Below are 20532 nucleotides of genomic sequence, written 5' to 3'. Positions count from 1 at the left end.
AACGCATATATTGAAGATACTGGAAATTTGATGATATAATTATTCCGAGATTGTTGAGAATGATTCTCAAAAAGGAGGAAGGTCGATGAGACTTTCCAAACTCATCCCGGGTGTTCGAGCAAGGATCAAACGCCTGGAAATTCCTGGAGAACTCAATGAGAAACTCGTGGGTATGGGTTTTATCCCGGAAGAAGAGATAGAGATCGTTCGAGTGGCACCCTTCGGTGATCCCATAGTTTGCAGAATTGGAGAAAGGAACATCACCCTGAGAAAGAAAGAGGCGGATTTCATAGAAGTGGAAGTGCTGTCTGAGGAATTGCCGCTTCTTCTTGCAGAAGATGGAATCTATGAAATCACAGATTTGAAAGGTGGAAGAAGGTTTCTGACCAGAATGAAAGCCCTTGGAGTGGAAAAGGGAAAGAAGATATCGGTTTTGAGGGGAAGGTACAACATGGAAGGAAAAGAGATACCACTGGGGCGAGGAGAGGCCATGAAGATCTGGGTGAGGAGGGTCGATGATGCCGGTGAAGAGTCTGACCCGCAAAAGTGAAACTGCCACCGTAAAGGTTGCACTCGCTGGCTGTCCAAACGTTGGAAAGACGAGTTTGTTCAATGCACTAACGGGCACAAAACAGTACGTTGCGAACTGGCCCGGAGTGACTGTAGAGAAAAAAGAAGGCTCTTTCACCCACAGGGGTTATAGAATAAACCTGGTTGACCTTCCCGGAACCTATTCCCTTGGATATTCCTCGATAGATGAGAAGATAGCACGGGATTACATCCTGAAAGGCGACGCGGATCTTGTTGTGGTCGTTGCAGACTCCGTCAACCCGGAGCAGAGTCTCTATCTGTTGCTTGAGATCCTCGAGATGGAAAAAAAGGTGATCCTTGTCCTTACCGCCATAGATGAAGCCAGAAAACTTGGTATCAAAATCGATCGGTACGAACTTCAAAAACACCTTGGAGTACCTGTGGTTTTCACCTCCGCCGTCACCGGTGAGGGAATCGAAAAACTCAAAGATAGGATCGTTGAGTACCACGAGGAAAACGATGTTTTTCACAGGATAGTGATAAAGTACGAGGAAAAAGTAGAATCGAAAATATCGCAGATCGAAAGTGTTCTGAGAGGGAAAAAGATTGGAGTGAACCCAAGGTACTTCGCTTTGAAATACCTTTCGGGCGATCCGGAGTTCTACAATGAAGGAGTGAAACTTGGACTTCCAGAATTGAGTGAGGAAGAGAGAATAGCCTACCGTCTTCTCATCTCAAAGAAAAAGCGAGAGTACATCGAAAGTATTGTGAAAGAAGCGTATTCCAACGCGAAAGGAAAGCCTTTGTCTCTGTCGGAAGCGATAGACCACGTTCTGACACACAAATTCCTGGCCTTTCCCCTCTTCTTTGCCCTGATGTATCTTGTGTTCAAATTCACCTTCGATATAGCACAGGTTTTTGCAGACCTTCTCGACCTTGCCTTCTCACACCTCGGATCTTTCGTGATAGCAACTTTTGGAGAAAACGCTATAACCTCTCTCATCGCCGACGGCATTGTGGGTGGGGTGGGAAGTGTCCTGGTGTTTGTTCCGAACATCTTTGCGATGTTTCTTGCACTCGGCTTTCTGGAAGAGAGCGGGTACCTCCCGAGAGCGGCCTTCGTGATGGACAGGATCATGGAGAAGTTCAAACTGAGCGGGAGGGCATTCATGTCACTCATTCTTGGGTTTGGCTGCAACGTGCCTTCCATCATGGCCACCAGATCCATAGACGACCCGAAAGAAAGGCTCGTTACGATCCTCATCGCTCCGTTCATGAGCTGCAGTGCAAGACTTCCCGTGTACCTTCTCATCCTGAGAATTTTCTTCCCCAAATCTTCCGCTGCCATGCTGTTTTTGATCTACTCTCTGAGTATCCTCGTCACACTCCTTTCGTCTGTCTTCATAAACTGGCTGTTCTATAGAGGAAGAACCTCTCCACTGATAATGGAACTTCCAAGGTACAGAATGCCCACCTTCAGAAATCTCTACATATACACCTGGAACAGGGGGAAGCATTTTCTGAGAAAAGCCGGAACGATCATCTTTGTTTCGGCAGTCCTCATATGGGTTCTGAGTTATTTCCCGGCAGGTGGGGACGTTGAGAAGAGTTTCTCCGCAATGATAGGGAAGTCTCTGGAGTGGATTTTCAAACCCTTTGGATACTCCTGGAAGGTGGTGACCTCCCTCTTCTATGGTGCTGTGGCCAAAGAGGTGATCGTCTCTACGATGGCGATGCTTTACGGTTTTGAAGAAGAAACGCTCCTTGGGGCGAAAGAGGCACTTTCTCTGGAGATGGATCCCGTCACCTCCATTGCCTTTCTTGTCTTTGTGATGGCGTACATTCCCTGCCTTGCAACGATCGCAACCATATACTCCGAGACGGGCAGTCTGAAGTGGACACTCTTTTCGATCGGATACTCCCTGACGGTTGCGTACGTGCTGTCTCTGATCGTGCTCTACGCTGGAAAGATGGTGGTGATGCTGGCATGAACATTCTGATGTTCATTCTGACATTGATTTCAGGTATCCTTTACTTGAAGAGTGACATCCTATTCGGCGTTTTTCTGGGAGTGGTCTCGATGGTTTTTCTCTATGGAACGTTCGAAACCTCCAGAGAAAAATATCGAGCACATCTGTTCGTTGGAAGTCTCATAGTTTTATTTTTTGCCGGAGTCAGTCTTCTTGAGTATCTGACGGGATTTTTGAGACCACTCCTCGGTGAGGAAAAAATCACACTGACACCTGGAAACTACGTTCTCTTTCTCACCGGCGCGATGGCCCTTTTCACGGTGATGAGAGGAAAGGTGAAGTCAAGATGAAACCTCTTTTCGTCGTGATCGTATTGATCGGTGTGTCGGTACTTGGTTTTGAACTGATTCTGGAATCCACTCCCACTCTGTACGATGTGGTGGAATACTACGCAGGAAACTGGTGTATATTCAGGATGGTCTACGATGGAACGATAGATCCACACAATCCACCACTTCTTGAGACGAACGCAACGGTCGTTGGAAAGGTGATAAAGTGGAAAATACCTGAGGAGAAATTGTTGGAAGTCTACGAAGCTGACTCTTCAATGAACCTTGTGGTGATACACGGAATGGATGCCAGAGAGTACACAGGGGAGATGACACCGTACAAAAAGGAGATCGTGAAAGTCTTCAAGGAGATAGGCGAAAGGCTGAAAGTGAACGTTTTTCTCTTTGTGTACCCAACCCTGGTGGCGGATCCTGAAAGATCGGCCGAGAGGTTTCTCGAACTGACCAGGAACATGCAAAACATCATCATTTTCGCCCACAGTATGGGAGGTCTGGTGGCAGAGCACATAGCAAGTAAAAAGCCTGATAATGTGAAAGGAATCGTCTTTTCCGGCACCCCACACCTTGGAAGCCCACTGGCCGATATCCTGTTCATCGATCCAGATCGATACGAAGAGGAACTCTTCGTCTCCAGAAAAGAAGCAGAAAATCTCAGAGCAGCTTTACTCGTTTCCTACGCAGGATTCAGTGTGACTTACGCACCCGGATACAAGTTCCTCCTCTGGGGAAGAAAACCGGAAGATTTCACAAAAGTGCCATTCGTGAATCTTGTGGGAATCATTCCTCTCGACAGTATCGAAAGCGTTCCAGAAATCCTGATGAACATGATCACAACATCCGCATGGGACACACTGGGACTCGTTGGTTTGAAACTGCTGGCAGATAGCGTATCCGTTTTGAAAGACGAATTTAAAAAGACGGATGGGATGGTTCCTTATGTCAGCGCATCCTACGGTGGAAACACTCTTGTTTTCAACGCCGATCACGAGGATCTGTATAAAAAGAAAGATATAATTTTTGAAGGACTGTCTTACCTGCTTTTGAGAATCATTGAAAAGTGATAAAATATTTCTTGAACGAAAGGGGGGATCATCATGAAAACAACTTTGATTTCCATTTTTTTATTCGGGATTTTGTTAACGGGTTGTATGCTAACCTCTGTTTTTCAAACACCACCTGACTTCAGCCCAGTTCAGGAAGAGGAGCTGCTGGATAGTGTGGTGGAAAATCAATCACCGGAATCAACAATCAGCACCATCTCCGCAGAAGAAGAAAATCTCCCTGAAGCAGACATCCACGGAACGGTCCTTTATGTCTCTCCCGCCTCAACAGACGTCACTGGTTTCATCAGCGTGTGGTTCGATCTCAAAGAGTTACTGGGTGAAAAAGCCTTTGGAGGTGATACTGTACATTTCTCCATCGATGTTCTTCAGATCAAAGAAGACCAGGCAACCATCACCATGAACATCTACGAGGAAACTTCTGGTAGCACCTCTCTCACACCAATAGCAACGGAGCTGCTGAGCAAAAACACATGGACGACCGTGGAAGGGTCCACGACCGTCCCCAATCTTAATAGTCTTCAGCTTCAGAGCTACCTTCTTGGCATCAAAGCCAGCGAGCCCGCAACACTTGATTTTTACATAGACAATCTCAAATTGGAAGTTGTACACAACCAAGAAGGCGGAGCGATCTGATCACGGGTATATCTTTCTTCCCTTCTCATCGGGAATACCAGTTCTTCTGTAGAAGTACGTGTTGATCACATCGCGCCACTCTTTTGCGTGTTCAAGTTGTGTGTGTAGACGCTCTCGTACCCTTTCAAAAACATCGTACGGGACCCTATCTTTTAATTCTTCCCACTTTCTTATGAACTTCTCCACTTCTTCCACACCTTCGAAGTGGAGATCGTACATCGCCTGAATCAACGTCTTTCCCGATTTCAACCGGTGGTCGTACCTCACCCTGTGGAAGAAGAGAAGAAGATCCTCGGGGCATGTGTTGATGTCGTCGAATATTTCCCTCCAGGGAGAGTGGTACTGGAGGGTGTAACCAGTTCCCCTGGAAGTTCTGTCGACACCGATCGCCTCCCAATTCGCCCTGTGATAGGTACCCCACTTCGAGTATTCGTAACCTTCCGGATTTGGTCCATAGTGGTGCCCCGGATTCACCATCCAGCCAAGCCCAAAGGGAGTGGTGTACTTCTCGTAAGTTCTGTGTGATTTCAAAAGCATGTAAGAGACGTTTCCCAGAACTTTCCTGTCGTCTCCAAAGGTGAGCCTTATCCAGTCTTCAACGATCTTTTCTATGTCTTCGTCTGGGTTCCACGCGAGTTTTCCAAAGGCGTAGAGATTGGCCTGTGCCAGATCGTGACCCGTCCAGTTCACACTGTCTCCGACGTTGGAAACACCGGCAAAACCGTTGTTCTCTCGACCAAAGAGGGTTCCATCCACGATCCTTTTCACATAGGAACCCTTCCCCTTTGCGAACGTATCGAACTCCAGTATTTCCTTCCAGAGGGTACCAAGAAAACACAGATGGATCTGCTGACCCGTGTACTCCTGAGTGATCTGAAGCTCCAGAATCTGATTCGTCTTTTCCAGACCACCAAAAAGAGGGTTGACGGGCTCTCTCACCTGAAAGTCCATCGGCCCGTACTTTATCTGAACGATCACGTTGTCGTCGAACTTACCATCGAGAGGTTTGAAATTGTCGTAAGCCGCCCTGGCCCTGTCTGTTTTGTAATCTCTCCAGTCCTGAAGACAGTTGTAGACGAACGCCCTCCATATCACAACACCTCCGAACGGAGCAAGTGCTCTTGCAAGCATGTTCGCTCCCTCTGCGTGATCTCTTCCAAACATGTGTGGGCCAGGATTGAACTCAGAATCGGCCTTCACGAGGAACCCTCCGAAATCCGGGATATAGTCGTATATTTCTCTTGCCTTTTCTCTCCACCAGCGAGCCACACGTTCATCGAGAGGATCGGCCGTGTCCAGTCCTCCCAGGTACATGGGAGAAGCAAAATTTATACTCAGGTACAGCCTGATCCCATACTCTCTGAAAAGGTCTGCCAGTCTTTTCAACTTCTTTAAGTAAACGGGCTCTATCAGCAAAACTTCCTGTTTCTTGACGTTCACGTTGTTTATGACCACGCCGTTTATGCCGATCGATGCAAGAAGCCTCGCGTAATCCCTTGTTCTCTGATTTACGATGATCCTGTTGTCTTTGAAGAAGATGGAGTTGCCCGCATATCCTCTTTCAACCGATCCATCGAGATTGTCCCAGTGATTCAGCATACGAAACTTTGCCTTTGGCTTTTCCAGAACATTCATTTTCTCTATATCCTCACCGAGTCTTATCCTTCTTATCAGATCGAAAACAGCGTACACGAGAGATCTCTTCGTCTTTCCGGTCACAACAAGAATCTTCGATCCGTTCCAGTTCTGTGTTCTCAAAATGAACCCTTCTTCGCCGGGATCTTCTTCGATCCCGAAGGGTAGAGAGTCCAAAGATCCTATCATGATGTACTTTTTCTTTTTCAGAGGTCTGGAGTGAAACCTTGGAGTGATGTCGAGTGATTTTTCAGAGAATTCTCTGATCTCGTTTTTCAGGGCAGAAGCGTCGGACTCCAGGATGGAAACACTCGAAAACCAGTCCTTCAAATTCGAAATGGTGTTCTCTGGAAGTTTTCTGTACTCCAGCCAGCACATCGTGTAATTCACGTTCTTTCCCTCCCTGGAAGTTTTGAAAACCCCCGGCGGGTGCCGGGGGCTGGTCTTATTTCTGCTCGATGAAGAACTGCATCGGCATGGCGTTCAGTGGTGTTCTCAGCACGTCGTCTGTGACAAGGAACTCCGGTACGTTTCTGAAGTTGTTCTTCACAATGGCAGGTGAGAGATTTTCTCCGACAGTTCCTATCATCCAGAGGTTCTCTCTGTGGATCCTCGTTGCCTCTTTCATGAGTTCTTTGATCTTATCAGGATCGGGTGTAGCGGCTATCTGGTAGTATAGATCGACGAGTTTGTAGACGATCTCGGGTGGTTCGGGTCCCTCGGGGATCTCTTCGGGCTCTTCTCCTCTTATGTTCTTTTCGATGTAGTAGGAGATCCATCCGCTCCATCCGATGTACCAGAAGTCTGCGATGTTTTCAGAACCCGGGAAGATGACCATCGGTGAGGACAGCGGCTGGGCTGCCCTGTCCATGTTCCAGACCATCGCATCGAAGTCACCAGCATCCGCTCTTTCATAGAATAGGGACCTCTCGACGTTTTCAATTTCTATCCAGACTCCTATCTGCTTCCAGTACTCCTTCACCATTGTCCAGACGTCAACATCGATTTGTCTACACACTGTCACAGTGAATCTCAGAGGTCTTCCATCCGGAAGGAGTCTGTACTCGTGCTTGTCGTCCCACTTCAGTCCCATTTCATCAAGCAGTTTGTTCGCCCTGTCTGGATCGTACTCGGCATAAGCCTTTTCCCACTCAGGATCGAAGTATGGAGATCCACTCACAAGAGCGGCCTGTCTTGGTTCTGCAAGACCGTTGAAGAGTATCTCGTTGATCTCTTCTCTGTTGATGGCAAGCGATAGGGCCTGCCTGAATCTCACATCGTTGAAGACTTTCCTCAGAACCTCATCGGAGTGTGCGTAGTTCAGAGAGATTCTGCTTACTGAACCGTTTGCAGCGATCCATTTCAGCACTCTGTAGCCTCCACTCTGAGCATTTTCCATGAGCAGTGTGAAGTTTCCTGCACCACCTGCAAGTCCTCCGATGTGCCTCCACTGCATGTCGATTTCACCGGAGATTGCCTTCAGGAGTATAACCTCGTCGTTTTTGACGTACTCGTGCCTCACGTAGTCTATGTACGGAAGCTGGTTTCCTTCGGTGTCAACTGCCCAGAAGTACGGATTTCTCTCGAGAACGTAGAACTGGCTCGTTGGATCGGTGATCGGTTTCCACGGTGAAAGTGTTGGAAGTTCGAGGTTTTCAAGGAAATCGTTCTTGTCGTCGAAGAGATCTACCCATGTGTTGTGCACACCGGGTACCATCTTCTTTTCTATCTCTTCCATCGGTGTGTACTTCGGATGGAACTGTTTCAGGTAGTGTGCGGGAGCTCCGGTGAAGCCACCGTACGGAACCTTCAGAAGGAAGAGTCCATAAGGTTTGCTGAACTCGAACTTCACCGTGTAGTCGTCGAGGGCTTCAACCTTCACACCCACGTTGTACCAGTCGGGCTTTGAAGGTGTGATATCGTCGTTTCCTATTATGTCCTCTACCCAGAACACGATATCGTGGGCTGTGTAGGGTTGACCATCTGACCACTTCACACCTTTTCTCAGGTGGAAGATGTAGACTCTTCCGTTTTCAAGAACCTCCCAGCTTTTCGCAAGACCCGGTACGAGTTTTCCTCCTTCTTTGTCCCAGAATGCGAGTTTCACCTCGATGAGTTTCGAGATACCCCACCTGTCGGACGGCCCTTTCCAGACTCTTCTCCATGTTCCGCCGTACTGTCCGATCTTTTCCACTGGCTGAACCACGAGCGGTTCCTCCGGGAGTCTCTGCTCAACGGGTGGGAGCTTCCCTTCCTCAACGAGTTTTGCCAACATGGGTGCTTCGTGATACTCCGTGATCCTCTTTCCCGTAGCCTTGTAGTAGTCCTCCGGTGTTGCGTAGAAGACCCAGGTGTCGTTGGCAGCAAGAGCGAAGACAACAAGGAACACAAGCGACAACAAGACAGAAAACCTTCTCACAGCTAGCACCCCCTCACAGAGTGATTTTCACACCTCTCAATTTCAGACTCTCAGCAAAATGACACGCCACGTAATGCGGGGTTTCCTCGGTTCCAAGATTTCTGAACTCCGGGTACTCTTCTTTGCAAATGCTCTTCGCGTAAGGACACCTTGGATGGAAGTAGCAGCCGGACGGAGGATTTGCTGGATTAGGTACTTCTCCTTCTATCGGTACGAGTTCTTCCCTGAAATCTGGATCGGGCTTTGGCACAGATCTCAGAAGGGTTTCCGTGTAAGGATGTTTGGGATTTTCGAAGACCTCTTCTGTACTCGAGAGTTCCACGATCTTTCCCAGGTACATCACAGCAACCCTGTCGGAAATGTGTTCCACCACACTCAGGTCGTGTGTAATGAAAAGATAGGTGAGACTGAACTGCTCCTGAAGATCCATCAGAAGGTTCAGTATCTGCGCTCTGATAGAGACGTCCAGAGCAGAGGTCGGCTCGTCACAGACGACCAGTTTCGGTCTCAGTGCGATGGCTCTTGCTATGACGATTCTCTGTCTCTGTCCACCAGAGAAGGCGTGTGGGTACCTTATCATGTACTCTGGTCTCAAACCAACTGCCTTCAGAAGTTCCGCTACCCGATCTTCCAGTTCCTTTCCCTTCGCGATCCCATTCACCAGAAGTGGCTCTCCGATGATCTCTTTGACCTTCATCCTGGGATTCAGTGAAGTGTACGGATTCTGGAAAATCATCTGCATGTACCTTCTGTAAGGCTTCAACTCATCCTTGTGAAGTTTTGCAAGGTTCACAGATTTTCCATCCACGTGGAGGATGACATCTCCATCCGTGGGATCTATCGCCCTGAGTATGCTTTTGGCGGTAGTTGTTTTTCCACATCCACTCTCACCAACGAGTGCCAGGGTCTCACCCTCTTTTATATCGAAACTGATATCATCGACCGCTTTGACGTATCCCACGACCTTCTTGAAAAACCCCTTTGTCAACGGAAAGTATTTCTTCAGTCCTTTCACTTCGAGTAGTTTCATTCTTTTTCCCCTCCATAAAGGAAACACTTGACTTTGTGTCCAGGCATTACTTCTACCTCAGGAGGTTCTTTCACATCACACAGACCCTTCATGAACCTTTCACATCTGTTGTGGAACTTACAACCAGTTGGAAGATTATACGGATCTGGCACCATACCTCTTATGGTTTCGAGCCTGGTCTTTCTCACTCCGATCTTCGGAATGGATCTCAGCAGAGCCTGAGTGTAGGGATGAAGCGGATTCTTGAAAAGTTCGAAGACTTCAGCTGTCTCCACGATGTTTCCAAGGTACATCACAGCTACTCTGTCCGCCATCTGAGCCACAACACCCATGTCGTGCGTGATAAGAAGGATCGAAGATTTGTATTCTTTCTGCAGTTCTTTCATGAGATACAGTATCTGAGCCTGTATGGTCACGTCCAGAGCGGTTGTGGGTTCGTCAGCTAGAAGCAAAGTAGGATTCAAAGACATGGCCATCGCTATCATACAGCGCTGGAGCATTCCACCGGAGAGTTCAAAGGGATACATGTCCACCACCTTTTCAGCGTTTGGAATCTTCACCTTTTTGAGCATCTCAACAACCCGTCGTCGGGCCTCTTCCTTTGAAACGTTTTCGTGCAGCAGGATTGCTTCCATCATCTGAGCACCGACCGTGTAAACCGGTGAAAAGGACGCCATTGGTTCCTGAAAGATCATGGATATATTCTTTCCCCTAATGTCTCTTATTTCTTCACCCTCAGGATCCAGTTTTGCCAGATCTATCGCTTTTCCATTCCTGGAGAACACGATTTCACCGGATACTATTCGAGCGCTCTCCGGAAGAATCCTCAGAATGGACTGAGCGGTGACACTCTTTCCACAACCACTCTCTCCAACCAACCCCAGGATCTCTCCTCTTCGAATGTCAAACGATACACCATCGACGGCCTTCACCGTTCCTTCTGTCAAGTAGAAGTAGACCCTCAGGTTTCTTATTTCAAGAACCTTTTCCATGACTCTCCTCCCTTCACGTCTTGTATGGATCGGCGGCGTCCCTCAGCCCGTCTCCGACGAAGTTGAAGCACAAAACGGTGACGATCACAAACAGACCGGGTATCAAAAGCCACGGGTAGAGTGCAACGGTCCTGATGTTCTGAGCTTCCTGAAGGAGAACTCCCCAGCTAATAGCAGGTGGCCTCAACCCCAGACCAAGGAAACTGAGCCCCGTCTCACCCAGTATCATTCCAGGAACAGCGAGCGTGGCAGATGCTATGAGATGACTGGTCAGAGATGGCAGCATGTGTTTGAATATGATTCTCCATTCGGAGGCTCCAGCGAGTCTTGCCGCAACAACGAAATCCTCTTCTTTGAGAGAGAGAAACTTACTCCTCACAACCCTTGCAAGTCCAGTCCAGCCTATCAGCGAGAGAATCACCGTGATAGCGAAGTAAACCTTTATCTGAGACCAGTACCTTGGAAGAGCAGCAGCGAGCGCCATCCAGAGAGGAATGGTCGGAATACTGATGATGAACTCTATTACCCTCTGTATGAAGTTGTCAACCTTGCCTCCGTAGTATCCGGAGATGCCCCCTATGACGATCCCCAGAACCATGCTGATGAACACCCCGACCAGCCCGATCGTGGTGGAGATTCTCGCACCGTACAGGATTCTGGAGAAAACATCCCTTCCGAGTCTGTCCGTTCCAAAGAGAAAGACCACACCATCTTCCACTCCGAAGAAATGAATATTTGACTCCCAGACGTTCCAGAGTTTGTACTTGTCACCATGGACGAAGAATTTAATTCTATATATCTTCGTTCTGTCTTCTTTGTAGATCCTTCTGAAAGTCTCCGGATCTCTTTCCATCTTGTAACCATAAACGAACGGGCCTATGAATTTTCCCTCGTGGAAAAAGTGTATCCTCTGAGGAGGAGCGTACACGTATCTTGCGAAGATTCTGTTCGGGTCGTATGGGGAGAAGAACTCACAGAAAATTCCCAGCACGTAGAGAATCCCTAAGATGATCAGACCAATGATCGCGAGTTTATTTTTCTTGAACCTCCACCACATCAACTTCCACTCGGACGCAAGATACAACTCCTCCACCTTTTCCTTGTTCTTCCGCTTCTTCCACACACCTATCACCTCATTCGAATCTTATTCTGGGATCGAGCCAGGCAAGCAGGATGTCGGATATGAGAGTACCTATGATCGTGAACACACTCAAAATCAGAACGAGACTACCGGCAAGGTACATGTCCTGGGACGTGAGCGCATCGAGAAGGAGCGTCCCCACAGTGGGAAGGTTCAGCACAATACCGGTCACCACCGCTCCCGAGACTATCTGTGGAAGCGCCCAACCTGCGGTGGAAGCAAATGGAATAACCGCCACCCTCAGAGGATACTTCCAGACGAGTTCCCTCTCAGGAACACCCCTGGCCCTCGCAGCAACCACATAGGGCTTGTTTATCTCATCTAAAAGATTTGCCCTCAGAACCCTTATGAGACCCGCCATACTTCCTGTACCTATGACAACAACAGGGATCCATATGTGCTTCAAAAGATCAACGAACTTTGCCCAGGACCAGGGAGCATGTGCGAACTCAGCAGAGAACAAACCTCCCAGGCTCACACCTGTTGTCACGAACACCACCCACAGGAGGATCAAAGCGAGCAGGAAGTTCGGTGTGGCAAGCCCTATGTAACCCAACACCGTGAAGATGTAATCACCCATGGAGTACTGATGTGTTCCAGAGTAGACACCTATGAGAAATCCAAAGACCCAGGCGAAGGCGGTTGAGAGGATGGAGATCAGTATTGTCCACCAGACCCTCTGATTCAGAAGTTCGCTGACGGGTTTTTCCCACATGAAGGAATAGCCGAAATCTCCTCTCAGGATACCACCGATCCAGTAAAAGTAACGAACTATCACCGGTTTGTCCAGACCATACCTTTTCTTCAGAACTTCCAGAGCCGCCTGGTCGATCGTTTCTCCACTTTGCCTGAGTGTCATGACGTAGGTGGTGAGATAGTCTCCTGGAGGAAGTTCGATGATGATGAACGAAACGATTGAGATGATGAACAGTAGCGGAATGGCGTAGAGAACTCGCTTGACTATGTAGGTAAGCACCCAGTACACCTCCTCAGGGGAAGATCAGGACTGAAAAATTACAGTCGCAAGCACTATCCTTTCTTTCTTGTAATAAATTCTATATCATCTCATCTAAAAATTTCAAGTGCGATTATCATTGGTTATCAGAGATTATCAGCGAAAAATACCAATTATTTGAAAATATCATCGCTTTTCTAATTTGAAAGCCTTTTTCACAATTATGGTATAATTCTTCATCGGAGAACGTTATTTTTTCTCCGTAAGAAATAACTTAACAATTAAGAAGGAGGTGTGTGGGTTCATGCGAAAGAAAAGACGGGGATTTTTGAATGCTTCAACCGCAGTGCTGGTAGGTATCCTTGCAGGTTTTCTCGGAGTGGTCCTTGCAGCCACAGGAGCTCTGGGATTCGGCGGTAAGGGAGTCTCTCCTTTTGAAACAGTTCTTGTCCTGAGTTTTGAAGGGAACACAGACGGTGCTTCCCCCTTTGGAAAAGACGTGGTTGTCACCGCTTCACAGGATGTTGCAGCAGATGGAGAATACTCACTGAAAGTGGAAAACAGAACTTCCGTATGGGATGGAGTAGAGATCGATTTGACCGGAAAGGTCAACACAGGAACCGATTATCTGCTTTCCTTCCATGTCTATCAGACTTCCGATTCTCCGCAACTTTTCAGCGTTCTTGCAAGAACGGAAGACGAAAAGGGTGAAAGGTACAAGATACTGGCCGACAAGGTCGTGGTACCGAATTACTGGAAGGAGATCCTTGTTCCATTCTCGCCAACCTTCGAAGGTACTCCAGCGAAGTTCTCTCTGATCATCACCTCACCCAAGAAGACAGATTTCGTCTTCTACGTGGACAACGTCCAGGTCCTCACGCCAAAGGAAGCAGGCCCGAAGGTTGTTTACGAAACCTCCTTTGAAAAGGGCATTGGAGACTGGCAGCCAAGAGGCAGTGACGTGAAGATTTCCATTTCTCCAAAAGTGGCACACTCTGGAAAGAAATCACTCTTCGTTTCCAACAGACAAAAAGGCTGGCACGGAGCTCAAATCAGTTTGAAGGGAATCCTGAAAACCGGAAAGACTTACGCCTTCGAAGCATGGGTCTATCAGGAATCCGGTCAGGATCAGACGATCATCATGACGATGCAGAGAAAGTACTCGTCCGATTCAAGCACAAAATATGAGTGGATCAAAGCGGCAACTGTTCCTTCAAGACAGTGGGTTCAACTGTCTGGAACGTACACAATCCCTGCCGGTGTGACCGTGGAAGACCTCACGCTCTACTTTGAGTCTCAGAATCCGACCCTTGAGTTCTACGTGGACGATGTGAAAGTAGTGGACACCACTTCTGCCGAGATAAAGCTCGAGATGAATCCGGAAGAAGAGATACCCGCTCTCAAGGACGTTCTCAAGGATTACTTCAGAGTGGGTGTTGCACTTCCGTCCAAGGTCTTCATCAACCAGAAGGACATAGCGCTCATCTCCAAACACTTCAACAGCATCACCGCCGAGAACGAAATGAAACCAGACAGTTTGCTTGCAGGTATCGAAAACGGCAAACTCAAATTCAGGTTTGAGACAGCCGACAAGTACATCGAATTCGCACAGCAAAACGGCATGGTTGTGAGGGGCCACACACTGGTATGGCACAATCAGACACCCGAGTGGTTCTTCAAAGACGAAAATGGAAACCTTCTGAGCAAAGAAGAGATGACAGAAAGGCTCAGAGAATACATACACACCGTTGTTGGACACTTCAAGGGGAAGGTCTACGCATGGGACGTTGTGAACGAAGCGGTCGATCCGAACCAGCCGGATGGGCTGAGAAGATCGACGTGGTATCAGATCATGGGGCCTGACTACATAGAACTTGCGTTCAGGTTTGCAAGGGAAGCAGATCCCAATGCGAAACTCTTCTACAACGACTACAACACCTTCGAACCCAAAAAGAGAGACATCATCTACAACCTTGTGAAGAGTCTCAAGGAGAAAGGACTCATCGATGGAATAGGCATGCAGTGTCACATCAGTCTTGCAACGGACATCAGGCAGATCGAAGAGGCCATCAAAAAGTTCAGCACCATACCCGGTATAGAAATTCACATCACAGAACTCGATATGAGTGTCTACAGAGATTCCAGTTCCAACTACCCAGAGGCACCGAGGACGGCACTCATCGAACAGGCTCACAAAATGATGCAGCTCTTTGAGATCTTCAAGAAGTACAGCAACGTGATCACGAACGTCACATTCTGGGGTCTCAAGGACGATTACTCCTGGAGAGCAACAAGAAGAAACGACTGGCCGCTCATCTTCGACAAAGATCACCAGGCGAAACTCGCTTACTGGGCGATTGTGGCTCCCGAAGTACTTCCACCCCTTCCAAAAGAGAGCAAGATCTCCGAAGGAGAAGCAGTGGTGGTGGGAATGATGGACGATTCCTACATGATGTCGAAGCCGATAGAGATCCTTGACGAAGAAGGGAACGTGAAGGCAACGATCAGGGCGGTATGGAAAGACAGCACGATCTATGTATACGGAGAAGTTCAGGATGCGACGAAGAAGCCAGCAGAGGATGGAGTCGCAATCTTCATCAACCCGAACAACGAAAGAACACCATACCTGCAGCCGGATGACACCTACGTTGTGCTGTGGACGAACTGGAAGACGGAGGTCAACAGGGAAGACGTAGAGGTGAAGAAATTCGTTGGGCCTGGATTCAGAAGGTACAGTTTTGAGATGTCGATCACGATACCTGGTGTGGAGTTCAAGAAAGACAGTTACATAGGGTTCGATGTAGCGGTGATAGACGACGGGAAGTGGTACAGCTGGAGCGACACGACGAACAGCCAGAAGACGAACACGATGAACTACGGAACGCTGAAACTTGAGGGAGTGATGGTGGCAACGGCGAAATATGGAACACCAGTCATCGATGGAGAGATCGACGATATTTGGAACACGACGGAGGAGATAGAGACGAAATCGGTTGCGATGGGATCACTGGAGAAGAACGCAACGGCTAAGGTGAGGGTGCTGTGGGACGAGGAGAACCTGTACGTTCTTGCGATAGTGAAGGATCCGGTTTTGAACAAAGACAACAGCAATCCTTGGGAGCAGGATTCGGTGGAGATCTTCATAGACGAGAACAACCACAAGACAAGCTACTACGAAGACGATGATGCGCAGTTTAGGGTGAACTACATGAACGAGCAGTCGTTTGGGACGGGAGCGAGTGCGGCGAGGCGAGTTCGAACACGGTGATAGGTTTCAACGTTCAGGTGAACGATGCGAACGAGAAGGGTCAGAGGGTTGGTATCATCTCCTGGAGTGATCCAACGAACAACAGCTGGAGAGATCCTTCAAAGTTCGGAAATCTCAGGCTCATCAAGTGATATCCCCTAGTTGTGTGCGATTGTGAACAAAACCCCCGCTCTGCGGGGGTTTTTATATGGTATGGAGACGCTCACTTCTCAGATACCTGGAGGAGACAAGAAGAAGACCACCTGTAATGAGCTTTGAGAAGTAACCTATAATCTCCGATGCTCCCAGTCTGTAGCCAACGGAGAAGAAGAACGGTGACTGAAAACCAGACCAGACGAGCATGAGCATCCCGGAGACCATGAGAAACGCCCTCAGAAGATCTCTTACACCGTCTTTCGCCTTCTTTCTGAAATAATCCTCACTGAACATGAAAACCCCCAGAAAGACAATCCCCAGAACGATCACCACGAATTTGTCCACGGCATTTATGGTCTGAACACGAGCGTTTGTGAGCCCAAGAACTGTGAAGAAGAACCTCCTTCCCTCCAGGAAGATCACATAGAATCCAAAAGCCCCCGTCACCGCGAGGAAGAGATAGGCGAAAACGTAATTAAGGATCTTTCTCATGTTTTCCCTCCTCATCCGAAGAAGAGAGCCTTCGGACCGTCGTAACAGACGTGTTTCACCAGTTCCTTCGCTTCCCTGATGGGAATCTGGCCCCTTTCGACCATCTCACCGACAACACTCGAAAGAACCCTTCTGAACATCTCCGTTCTGGAGCCAAAAGAGAGAAGTTTTCTCGAATCCGTCACCATTCCCGCCAGGTTGTACAAAAGATCAACCGAGGCAACGTACTTCAGGTGCATCTCCATACCGAACGGGCTGTCGTTGAACCACCAGGGAGCCCCTATGTAGACGTTCGGAAAGGCACGGGCGATGGTCGCTATCGTTGGAAGATGCGTGGGATCAAGTACGTAGAGGACGATCTTGAGTTTTCCATCGAACTCGTTCAGGAAGTACCTCAGTCCTTCTGCGATCTTCAGAAAGTTCGTTGAGATATCTCCGCCTGAATCCGGCCCGAGCGTTTTGAGGAGACTGTCCCTGTAATCTCTCAGTGCACCGATGTGAAGCTGTGTCACCCAGCCGGTCTCCTGGTTCATCTTCCCGAACTGAACCATCATGAACGCCTTGTAGTCTCTGATTTCCTCAGGATCGAGTTCTTTTCCTCTGAACACCTTTTCGTGGATTTTTCTGGCGGTCTTTTCGCCAACAAAATGTATCGATGGTTCCAGAAGGGCGTGGTCACTCGCCACACATCCGTGCTCTTTGAAATGTTCGTGCGACTTCCAGAGAGCACTCAGGAAACCTTCGAGTGTGGAGGTGTCTTCGTTGTATATTTCACCGATCTTCTTCACGTAATCTTTCCAGTCGCTCTTTTCCACGTTCATCGCCCTGTCGGGACGCCAGGTGGGAAGTATCGTCACGTCCTTTATCGTCTCTCTGGCCTTTCTGTGATACTCCAGAGTCGAGATGGGATCATCCGTTGTGCAGAGGATCTCCACCTTCATATCCTTGAGAAGTTTCTGGGGGGGCATTTCGGGAAGCATTCTCTTTGTTTCCTCCCAGATCTCCTCTGCCGTCTCTTCTGAGATCACCTTCTTTACGTTGAACCTTCTCCACAGATCGAGGTGAATCCACTCGTAGGTTGGATTCCCCGCAAATTTTGGAAACACCTTTGCAAGCGCAAGCCACTTTTCTTTGTTGCTTCTGGAGCCCGTTATGTACTCTTCCGGAACCCCACACCTTCTCATGAGTTCCCAGACGTAGTGATCCGTTGCACCCTCAACCTCCCAGATGTCGTTCCAGGGTTTGTTTTCGACGATGTCCTTTGCATCCAGATGGTTGTGCGGATCCACGATGGGAAGATCTTTCACCTCGCTGAAAAGCCTCACCGCTGCCCTGTTCGTCAAAAGGTAGTCCTCTCCAAGGAACATAGATCCACCTCCACTGTGAAAATGATTTTCTCAAAAAGAAAATCTTCATGGTATTATTATAATTGATTGTGCTGTGTGAACGAAACCAGGGAGGCGAAAAGTTGAACACTCTCAGGAAAGCCCTGGAAATACTCGATTTCATCGTGAAAAATCCCGGTGATGTGAGTGTCACAGAAGTGGCGGATAGATTCGGCATGAGCGTTTCGAACGCGTACAAGTATCTCGTCGTTCTTGAAGAAAAAGGTCTTGTTCTCAGAAAGAGGGACAAAAGATACATCCCGGGATACAAGCTGGTGGAGTATGGTTCTCTTGTTTTAAGGAGGATCGATCTGAGGGATATTGCACACGATCATCTGGTTGAGGCGATGAAGAAAACCGGAGAGACCGTTCACCTCATCCTGAAAGATGGCTTCGAAGGAGTGTACATCGACAAGGTGGAAGGAGAACACAGCCTTCCAATGGTCTCAAGGGTGGGAATGAAGATAGACCTTTACTCCACAGCCTCTGGAAAGGCAATACTTGCCTTTCTGCCGAATGAAGAACTCGAAGAGTATCTCAAACTCGTTGAGATGAAGCCAAAAACCCCAAACACCATAACAGATCCCAGGATGTTGAAAAGAGAACTCGAAAAGATCAGAAGGAGAGGATACGCGGTGGACAACGAAGAGAACGAGATAGGTATCATGTGTGTGGGTGTTCCCATCTTCGACCACAGAGAGTATCCCATCGCCGCCATGAGCATCTCAGGAGCAGCACGGAAATTCACAAAAGAAAAGATAGAGGAGTACGCGAATCTTCTCGTGGAAATTGCAGAAAAAATCTCGAAAAAACTTGGATATTGAAGCGTGAAGTTTTTCTGGTATCTTTTTCTATGACCATCAATTAAACATCAAATATCAGGAGGGATGAAGATGGAAGAACTCTTCAAGAAACACCAGATCGTGGCCGTGATGAGAGCAAGTAGCGTGGAAGAAGCAAAAGAGAAAGCACTGGCCGTTTTTGAGGGCGGAGTCCGCATGATCGAAATCACCTTCACGGTTCCGGATGCGGACAAGGTCATCAGGGAGATCTCCTTCCTGAAAGAAAAAGGAGCAGTTGTGGGAGCGGGTACCGTCACAAGCGTAGAACAGTGTAAAAAAGCCATAGAAAGCGGAGCAGAGTTCATAGTCAGTCCTCATCTGGATGAGGAGATCTCCAGATTCTGCAAGGAAAAGGGCATTTTCTATATGCCTGGGGTCATGACACCGACTGAACTCATGAGGGCCATGAAGCTTGGACACACGATTTTGAAGCTCTTCCCTGGAGAAGTGCTGGGCCCCACCTTTGTAAAAGCGATGAAAGGACCCTTCCCGAATGTGAAGTTCGTCCCGACGGGAGGAGTGAATCTGGACAACGTGTGCGAGTGGTTCAAGGCGGGAGTTCTCGCTGTGGGGGTTGGAAGCGCCCTTGTGAAAGGAACCCCGGACGAGGTAAAAGAAAAGGCAAGAGCGTTTGTTGAGAAGATCAGGGGGTGCACAGAATGAAGGTAGTGACGTTCGGAGAGATCATGCTGAGACTCTCTCCACCAAATCACAGGAGGATCTTTCAGGCGGAAAGCTTCGATGTTACCTACGGCGGTGCTGAAGCGAACGTGGCTGCCTTTCTTGCACAGATGGGAGTTGATGCGTACTTTGTAACGAAACTTCCAAATAACCCGCTGGGAGATGCCGCAATTGGTCACTTGAGAAAGTTCGGTGTGAAAACGGATTACATAGCAAGGGGCGGAAACAGAATTGGTATATACTTTCTAGAAATAGGAGCTTCCCAGAGGCCCAGTAAAGTCGTCTATGACAGGGCTCACTCTGCCATTTCAGAAGCTGGAAGAGAGGATTTTGACTGGGAGAAAATACTGGACGGTGCCAGATGGTTTCACTTTTCCGGAATCACTCCTCCCCTTGGAAAGGAGCTCCCTCTCATCCTCGAAGATGCTCTGAAGGTTGCCAAGGAGAAAAATGTGACCGTGAGCTGTGATCTGAACTACAGGGCAAGGCTCTGGTCGAAAGAGGAAGCCCAGAAGGTGATGATCCCATTCATGGAGTACGTGGACGTTCTGATAGCAAACGAGGAAGATATAGAGAAAGTTCTGGGAATACCCGTTGAAGGGCTTGACCTGAAAACGGGGAAGCTCAACAGAGAAGCATATGTAAAGGTTGCCGAAGAGATCTCGAAGAAGTACAGCTTCAAAACGGTAGGAATAACACTGAGAGAGAGCGTCTCTGCAACTGTCAATTACTGGTCCGTCATGGTCTACGAAAACGGAAAGCCGCACTTCTCAACAAGGTATGAGATACACATAGTCGACAGGGTCGGTGCAGGAGACAGCTTCGCCGGTGCTCTCATCTACGGAAGCCTGATGGGATTTGAGCCACAGAAGAAGGCAGAGTTTGCAGCCGCCGCATCCTGCCTCAAACACACGATACCCGGTGACTTTGCAGTTCTAAGTGTGGAAGAGATCGAAAAACTCGCCTCCGGAGCCACCTCGGGCCGAGTAGAAAGATGAGGAGGTGAAAA

The 20532-nt window shown here is 48.4% G+C and carries 16 protein-coding genes and 1 pseudogene; 9 read left to right on the top strand and 8 right to left on the bottom strand.

The genetic code is table 11. The features are described from left to right. Positions 1–85: 85 nt before the first annotated feature. The 5 genes from TRQ7_RS04650 (at position 86) to TRQ7_RS04630 (ending at position 4548) form a co-directional block, all read left to right on the top strand. Positions 86–550: a FeoA domain-containing protein gene (locus tag TRQ7_RS04650; RefSeq protein WP_015919139.1), complete on the top strand. Its 465-nt coding sequence runs from the start codon at positions 86–88 to the stop codon at positions 548–550. Then, on the top strand, positions 519–2522 hold the full coding sequence (gene feoB, locus TRQ7_RS04645; protein ID WP_038066907.1) for a ferrous iron transport protein B: 2004 nt from the start codon (positions 519–521) through the stop codon (positions 2520–2522). Before TRQ7_RS04650 ends, feoB begins: the two co-directional genes overlap by 32 nt. Then, a complete protein-coding gene (locus tag TRQ7_RS04640) occupies positions 2519–2851 on the top strand; it encodes a hypothetical protein (RefSeq protein ID WP_015919137.1) in 333 nt (110 codons plus the stop codon). The genes feoB and TRQ7_RS04640 overlap by 4 nt, the downstream gene beginning before the upstream one ends. Further along, positions 2848–3912, top strand: coding sequence for an alpha/beta fold hydrolase (locus TRQ7_RS04635; protein WP_015919136.1), 1065 nt, complete (start codon positions 2848–2850; stop codon positions 3910–3912). Before TRQ7_RS04640 ends, TRQ7_RS04635 begins: the two co-directional genes overlap by 4 nt. 156 nt (positions 3913–4068) lie before the next feature. After that, entirely contained in the window at positions 4069–4548 is a 480-nt protein-coding gene (locus TRQ7_RS04630) for a carbohydrate-binding protein (RefSeq protein WP_236681740.1), read from the top strand. Here TRQ7_RS04630 and aguA read toward each other — a convergent pair whose 3' ends face one another. Genes aguA through TRQ7_RS04600 form a run of 6 tightly spaced genes read right to left on the bottom strand, consistent with a single transcriptional unit; the run spans position 4549 to position 12741 of the window. Continuing rightward, positions 4549–6573, bottom strand: a complete 2025-nt coding sequence (gene aguA, locus TRQ7_RS04625) for a xylan alpha-(1->2)-glucuronosidase (protein ID WP_041844123.1) — start codon at positions 6571–6573, stop codon at positions 4549–4551. It lies immediately after the preceding gene. Positions 6574–6628: 55 nt separating this feature from the next. Then, positions 6629–8602 (bottom strand): ABC transporter substrate-binding protein, encoded by a 1974-nt coding sequence (locus TRQ7_RS04620; RefSeq protein WP_041437552.1) that lies wholly within the window; start codon positions 8600–8602, stop codon positions 6629–6631. A 13-nt stretch (positions 8603–8615) separates the two neighbouring features. Beyond that, the gene (locus TRQ7_RS04615) at positions 8616–9632 is read right to left on the bottom strand and encodes a dipeptide ABC transporter ATP-binding protein (protein WP_015919132.1); all 1017 of its coding nucleotides are present in this window, start codon (positions 9630–9632) and stop codon (positions 8616–8618) included. Continuing rightward, on the bottom strand, positions 9629–10624 hold the full coding sequence (locus TRQ7_RS04610; RefSeq protein WP_041844122.1) for an ABC transporter ATP-binding protein: 996 nt from the start codon (positions 10622–10624) through the stop codon (positions 9629–9631). The genes TRQ7_RS04615 and TRQ7_RS04610 overlap by 4 nt, the downstream gene beginning before the upstream one ends. A 13-nt stretch (positions 10625–10637) precedes the next feature. Then, a complete protein-coding gene (locus tag TRQ7_RS04605; protein WP_038066903.1) occupies positions 10638–11747 on the bottom strand; it encodes an ABC transporter permease in 1110 nt (369 codons plus the stop codon). Between the two features lie 10 nt (positions 11748–11757). Next, on the bottom strand, positions 11758–12741 hold the full coding sequence (locus TRQ7_RS04600; protein ID WP_038066901.1) for an ABC transporter permease: 984 nt from the start codon (positions 12739–12741) through the stop codon (positions 11758–11760). Between the two features lie 283 nt (positions 12742–13024). Between TRQ7_RS04600 and TRQ7_RS04595 the strand changes: the two are divergent. Continuing rightward, positions 13025–16119: pseudogene (locus TRQ7_RS04595) on the top strand (endo-1,4-beta-xylanase). Between the two features lie 52 nt (positions 16120–16171). Here the strand turns inward: TRQ7_RS04595 and TRQ7_RS04590 are convergent. Together TRQ7_RS04590 and uxaC are read right to left on the bottom strand one after the other, a co-directional pair. Then, positions 16172–16615, bottom strand: coding sequence for a hypothetical protein (locus TRQ7_RS04590; protein ID WP_038066855.1), 444 nt, complete (start codon positions 16613–16615; stop codon positions 16172–16174). Between the two features lie 11 nt (positions 16616–16626). Next, positions 16627–17982 (bottom strand): glucuronate isomerase, encoded by a 1356-nt coding sequence (gene uxaC, locus TRQ7_RS04585; RefSeq protein ID WP_041844121.1) that lies wholly within the window; start codon positions 17980–17982, stop codon positions 16627–16629. Between the two features lie 101 nt (positions 17983–18083). On the opposite strand from uxaC, the gene TRQ7_RS04580 reads away from it, so the two are divergent. The 3 genes from TRQ7_RS04580 to TRQ7_RS04570 all read left to right on the top strand — a co-directional run bounded on the left by TRQ7_RS04580 (position 18084) and on the right by TRQ7_RS04570 (position 20521). Continuing rightward, entirely contained in the window at positions 18084–18824 is a 741-nt protein-coding gene (locus tag TRQ7_RS04580) for an IclR family transcriptional regulator (RefSeq protein ID WP_041844120.1), read from the top strand. 69 nt (positions 18825–18893) lie between these two features. Next, a complete protein-coding gene (locus TRQ7_RS04575) occupies positions 18894–19505 on the top strand; it encodes a bifunctional 4-hydroxy-2-oxoglutarate aldolase/2-dehydro-3-deoxy-phosphogluconate aldolase (RefSeq protein WP_041844119.1) in 612 nt (203 codons plus the stop codon). After that, positions 19502–20521 (top strand): sugar kinase, encoded by a 1020-nt coding sequence (locus TRQ7_RS04570; protein WP_041844118.1) that lies wholly within the window; start codon positions 19502–19504, stop codon positions 20519–20521. Before TRQ7_RS04575 ends, TRQ7_RS04570 begins: the two co-directional genes overlap by 4 nt. Positions 20522–20532: the final 11 nt, after the last annotated feature.

Origin of the sequence: Thermotoga sp. RQ7 (genome assembly GCF_000832145.1) — a bacterium.
GTDB lineage: Bacteria > Thermotogota > Thermotogae > Thermotogales > Thermotogaceae > Thermotoga > Thermotoga neapolitana.
This window is presented reverse-complemented; position numbering and strand designations above follow the sequence as displayed.

Coding starts and splice junctions, on each gene's coding strand:
- TRQ7_RS04650 (WP_015919139.1), top strand. CDS start 86: ATGAGACTTTCCAAACTCATCCCGGGTGTTCGAGCAAGGATCAAACGC.
- feoB (WP_038066907.1), top strand. CDS start 519: ATGCCGGTGAAGAGTCTGACCCGCAAAAGTGAAACTGCCACCGTAAAG.
- TRQ7_RS04640 (WP_015919137.1), top strand. CDS start 2,519: ATGAACATTCTGATGTTCATTCTGACATTGATTTCAGGTATCCTTTAC.
- TRQ7_RS04635 (WP_015919136.1), top strand. CDS start 2,848: ATGAAACCTCTTTTCGTCGTGATCGTATTGATCGGTGTGTCGGTACTT.
- TRQ7_RS04615 (WP_015919132.1), bottom strand. CDS start 9,632: ATGAAACTACTCGAAGTGAAAGGACTGAAGAAATACTTTCCGTTGACA.
- TRQ7_RS04610 (WP_041844122.1), bottom strand. CDS start 10,624: ATGGAAAAGGTTCTTGAAATAAGAAACCTGAGGGTCTACTTCTACTTG.
- TRQ7_RS04590 (WP_038066855.1), bottom strand. CDS start 16,615: ATGAGAAAGATCCTTAATTACGTTTTCGCCTATCTCTTCCTCGCGGTG.
- uxaC (WP_041844121.1), bottom strand. CDS start 17,982: ATGTTCCTTGGAGAGGACTACCTTTTGACGAACAGGGCAGCGGTGAGG.
- TRQ7_RS04575 (WP_041844119.1), top strand. CDS start 18,894: ATGGAAGAACTCTTCAAGAAACACCAGATCGTGGCCGTGATGAGAGCA.
- TRQ7_RS04570 (WP_041844118.1), top strand. CDS start 19,502: ATGAAGGTAGTGACGTTCGGAGAGATCATGCTGAGACTCTCTCCACCA.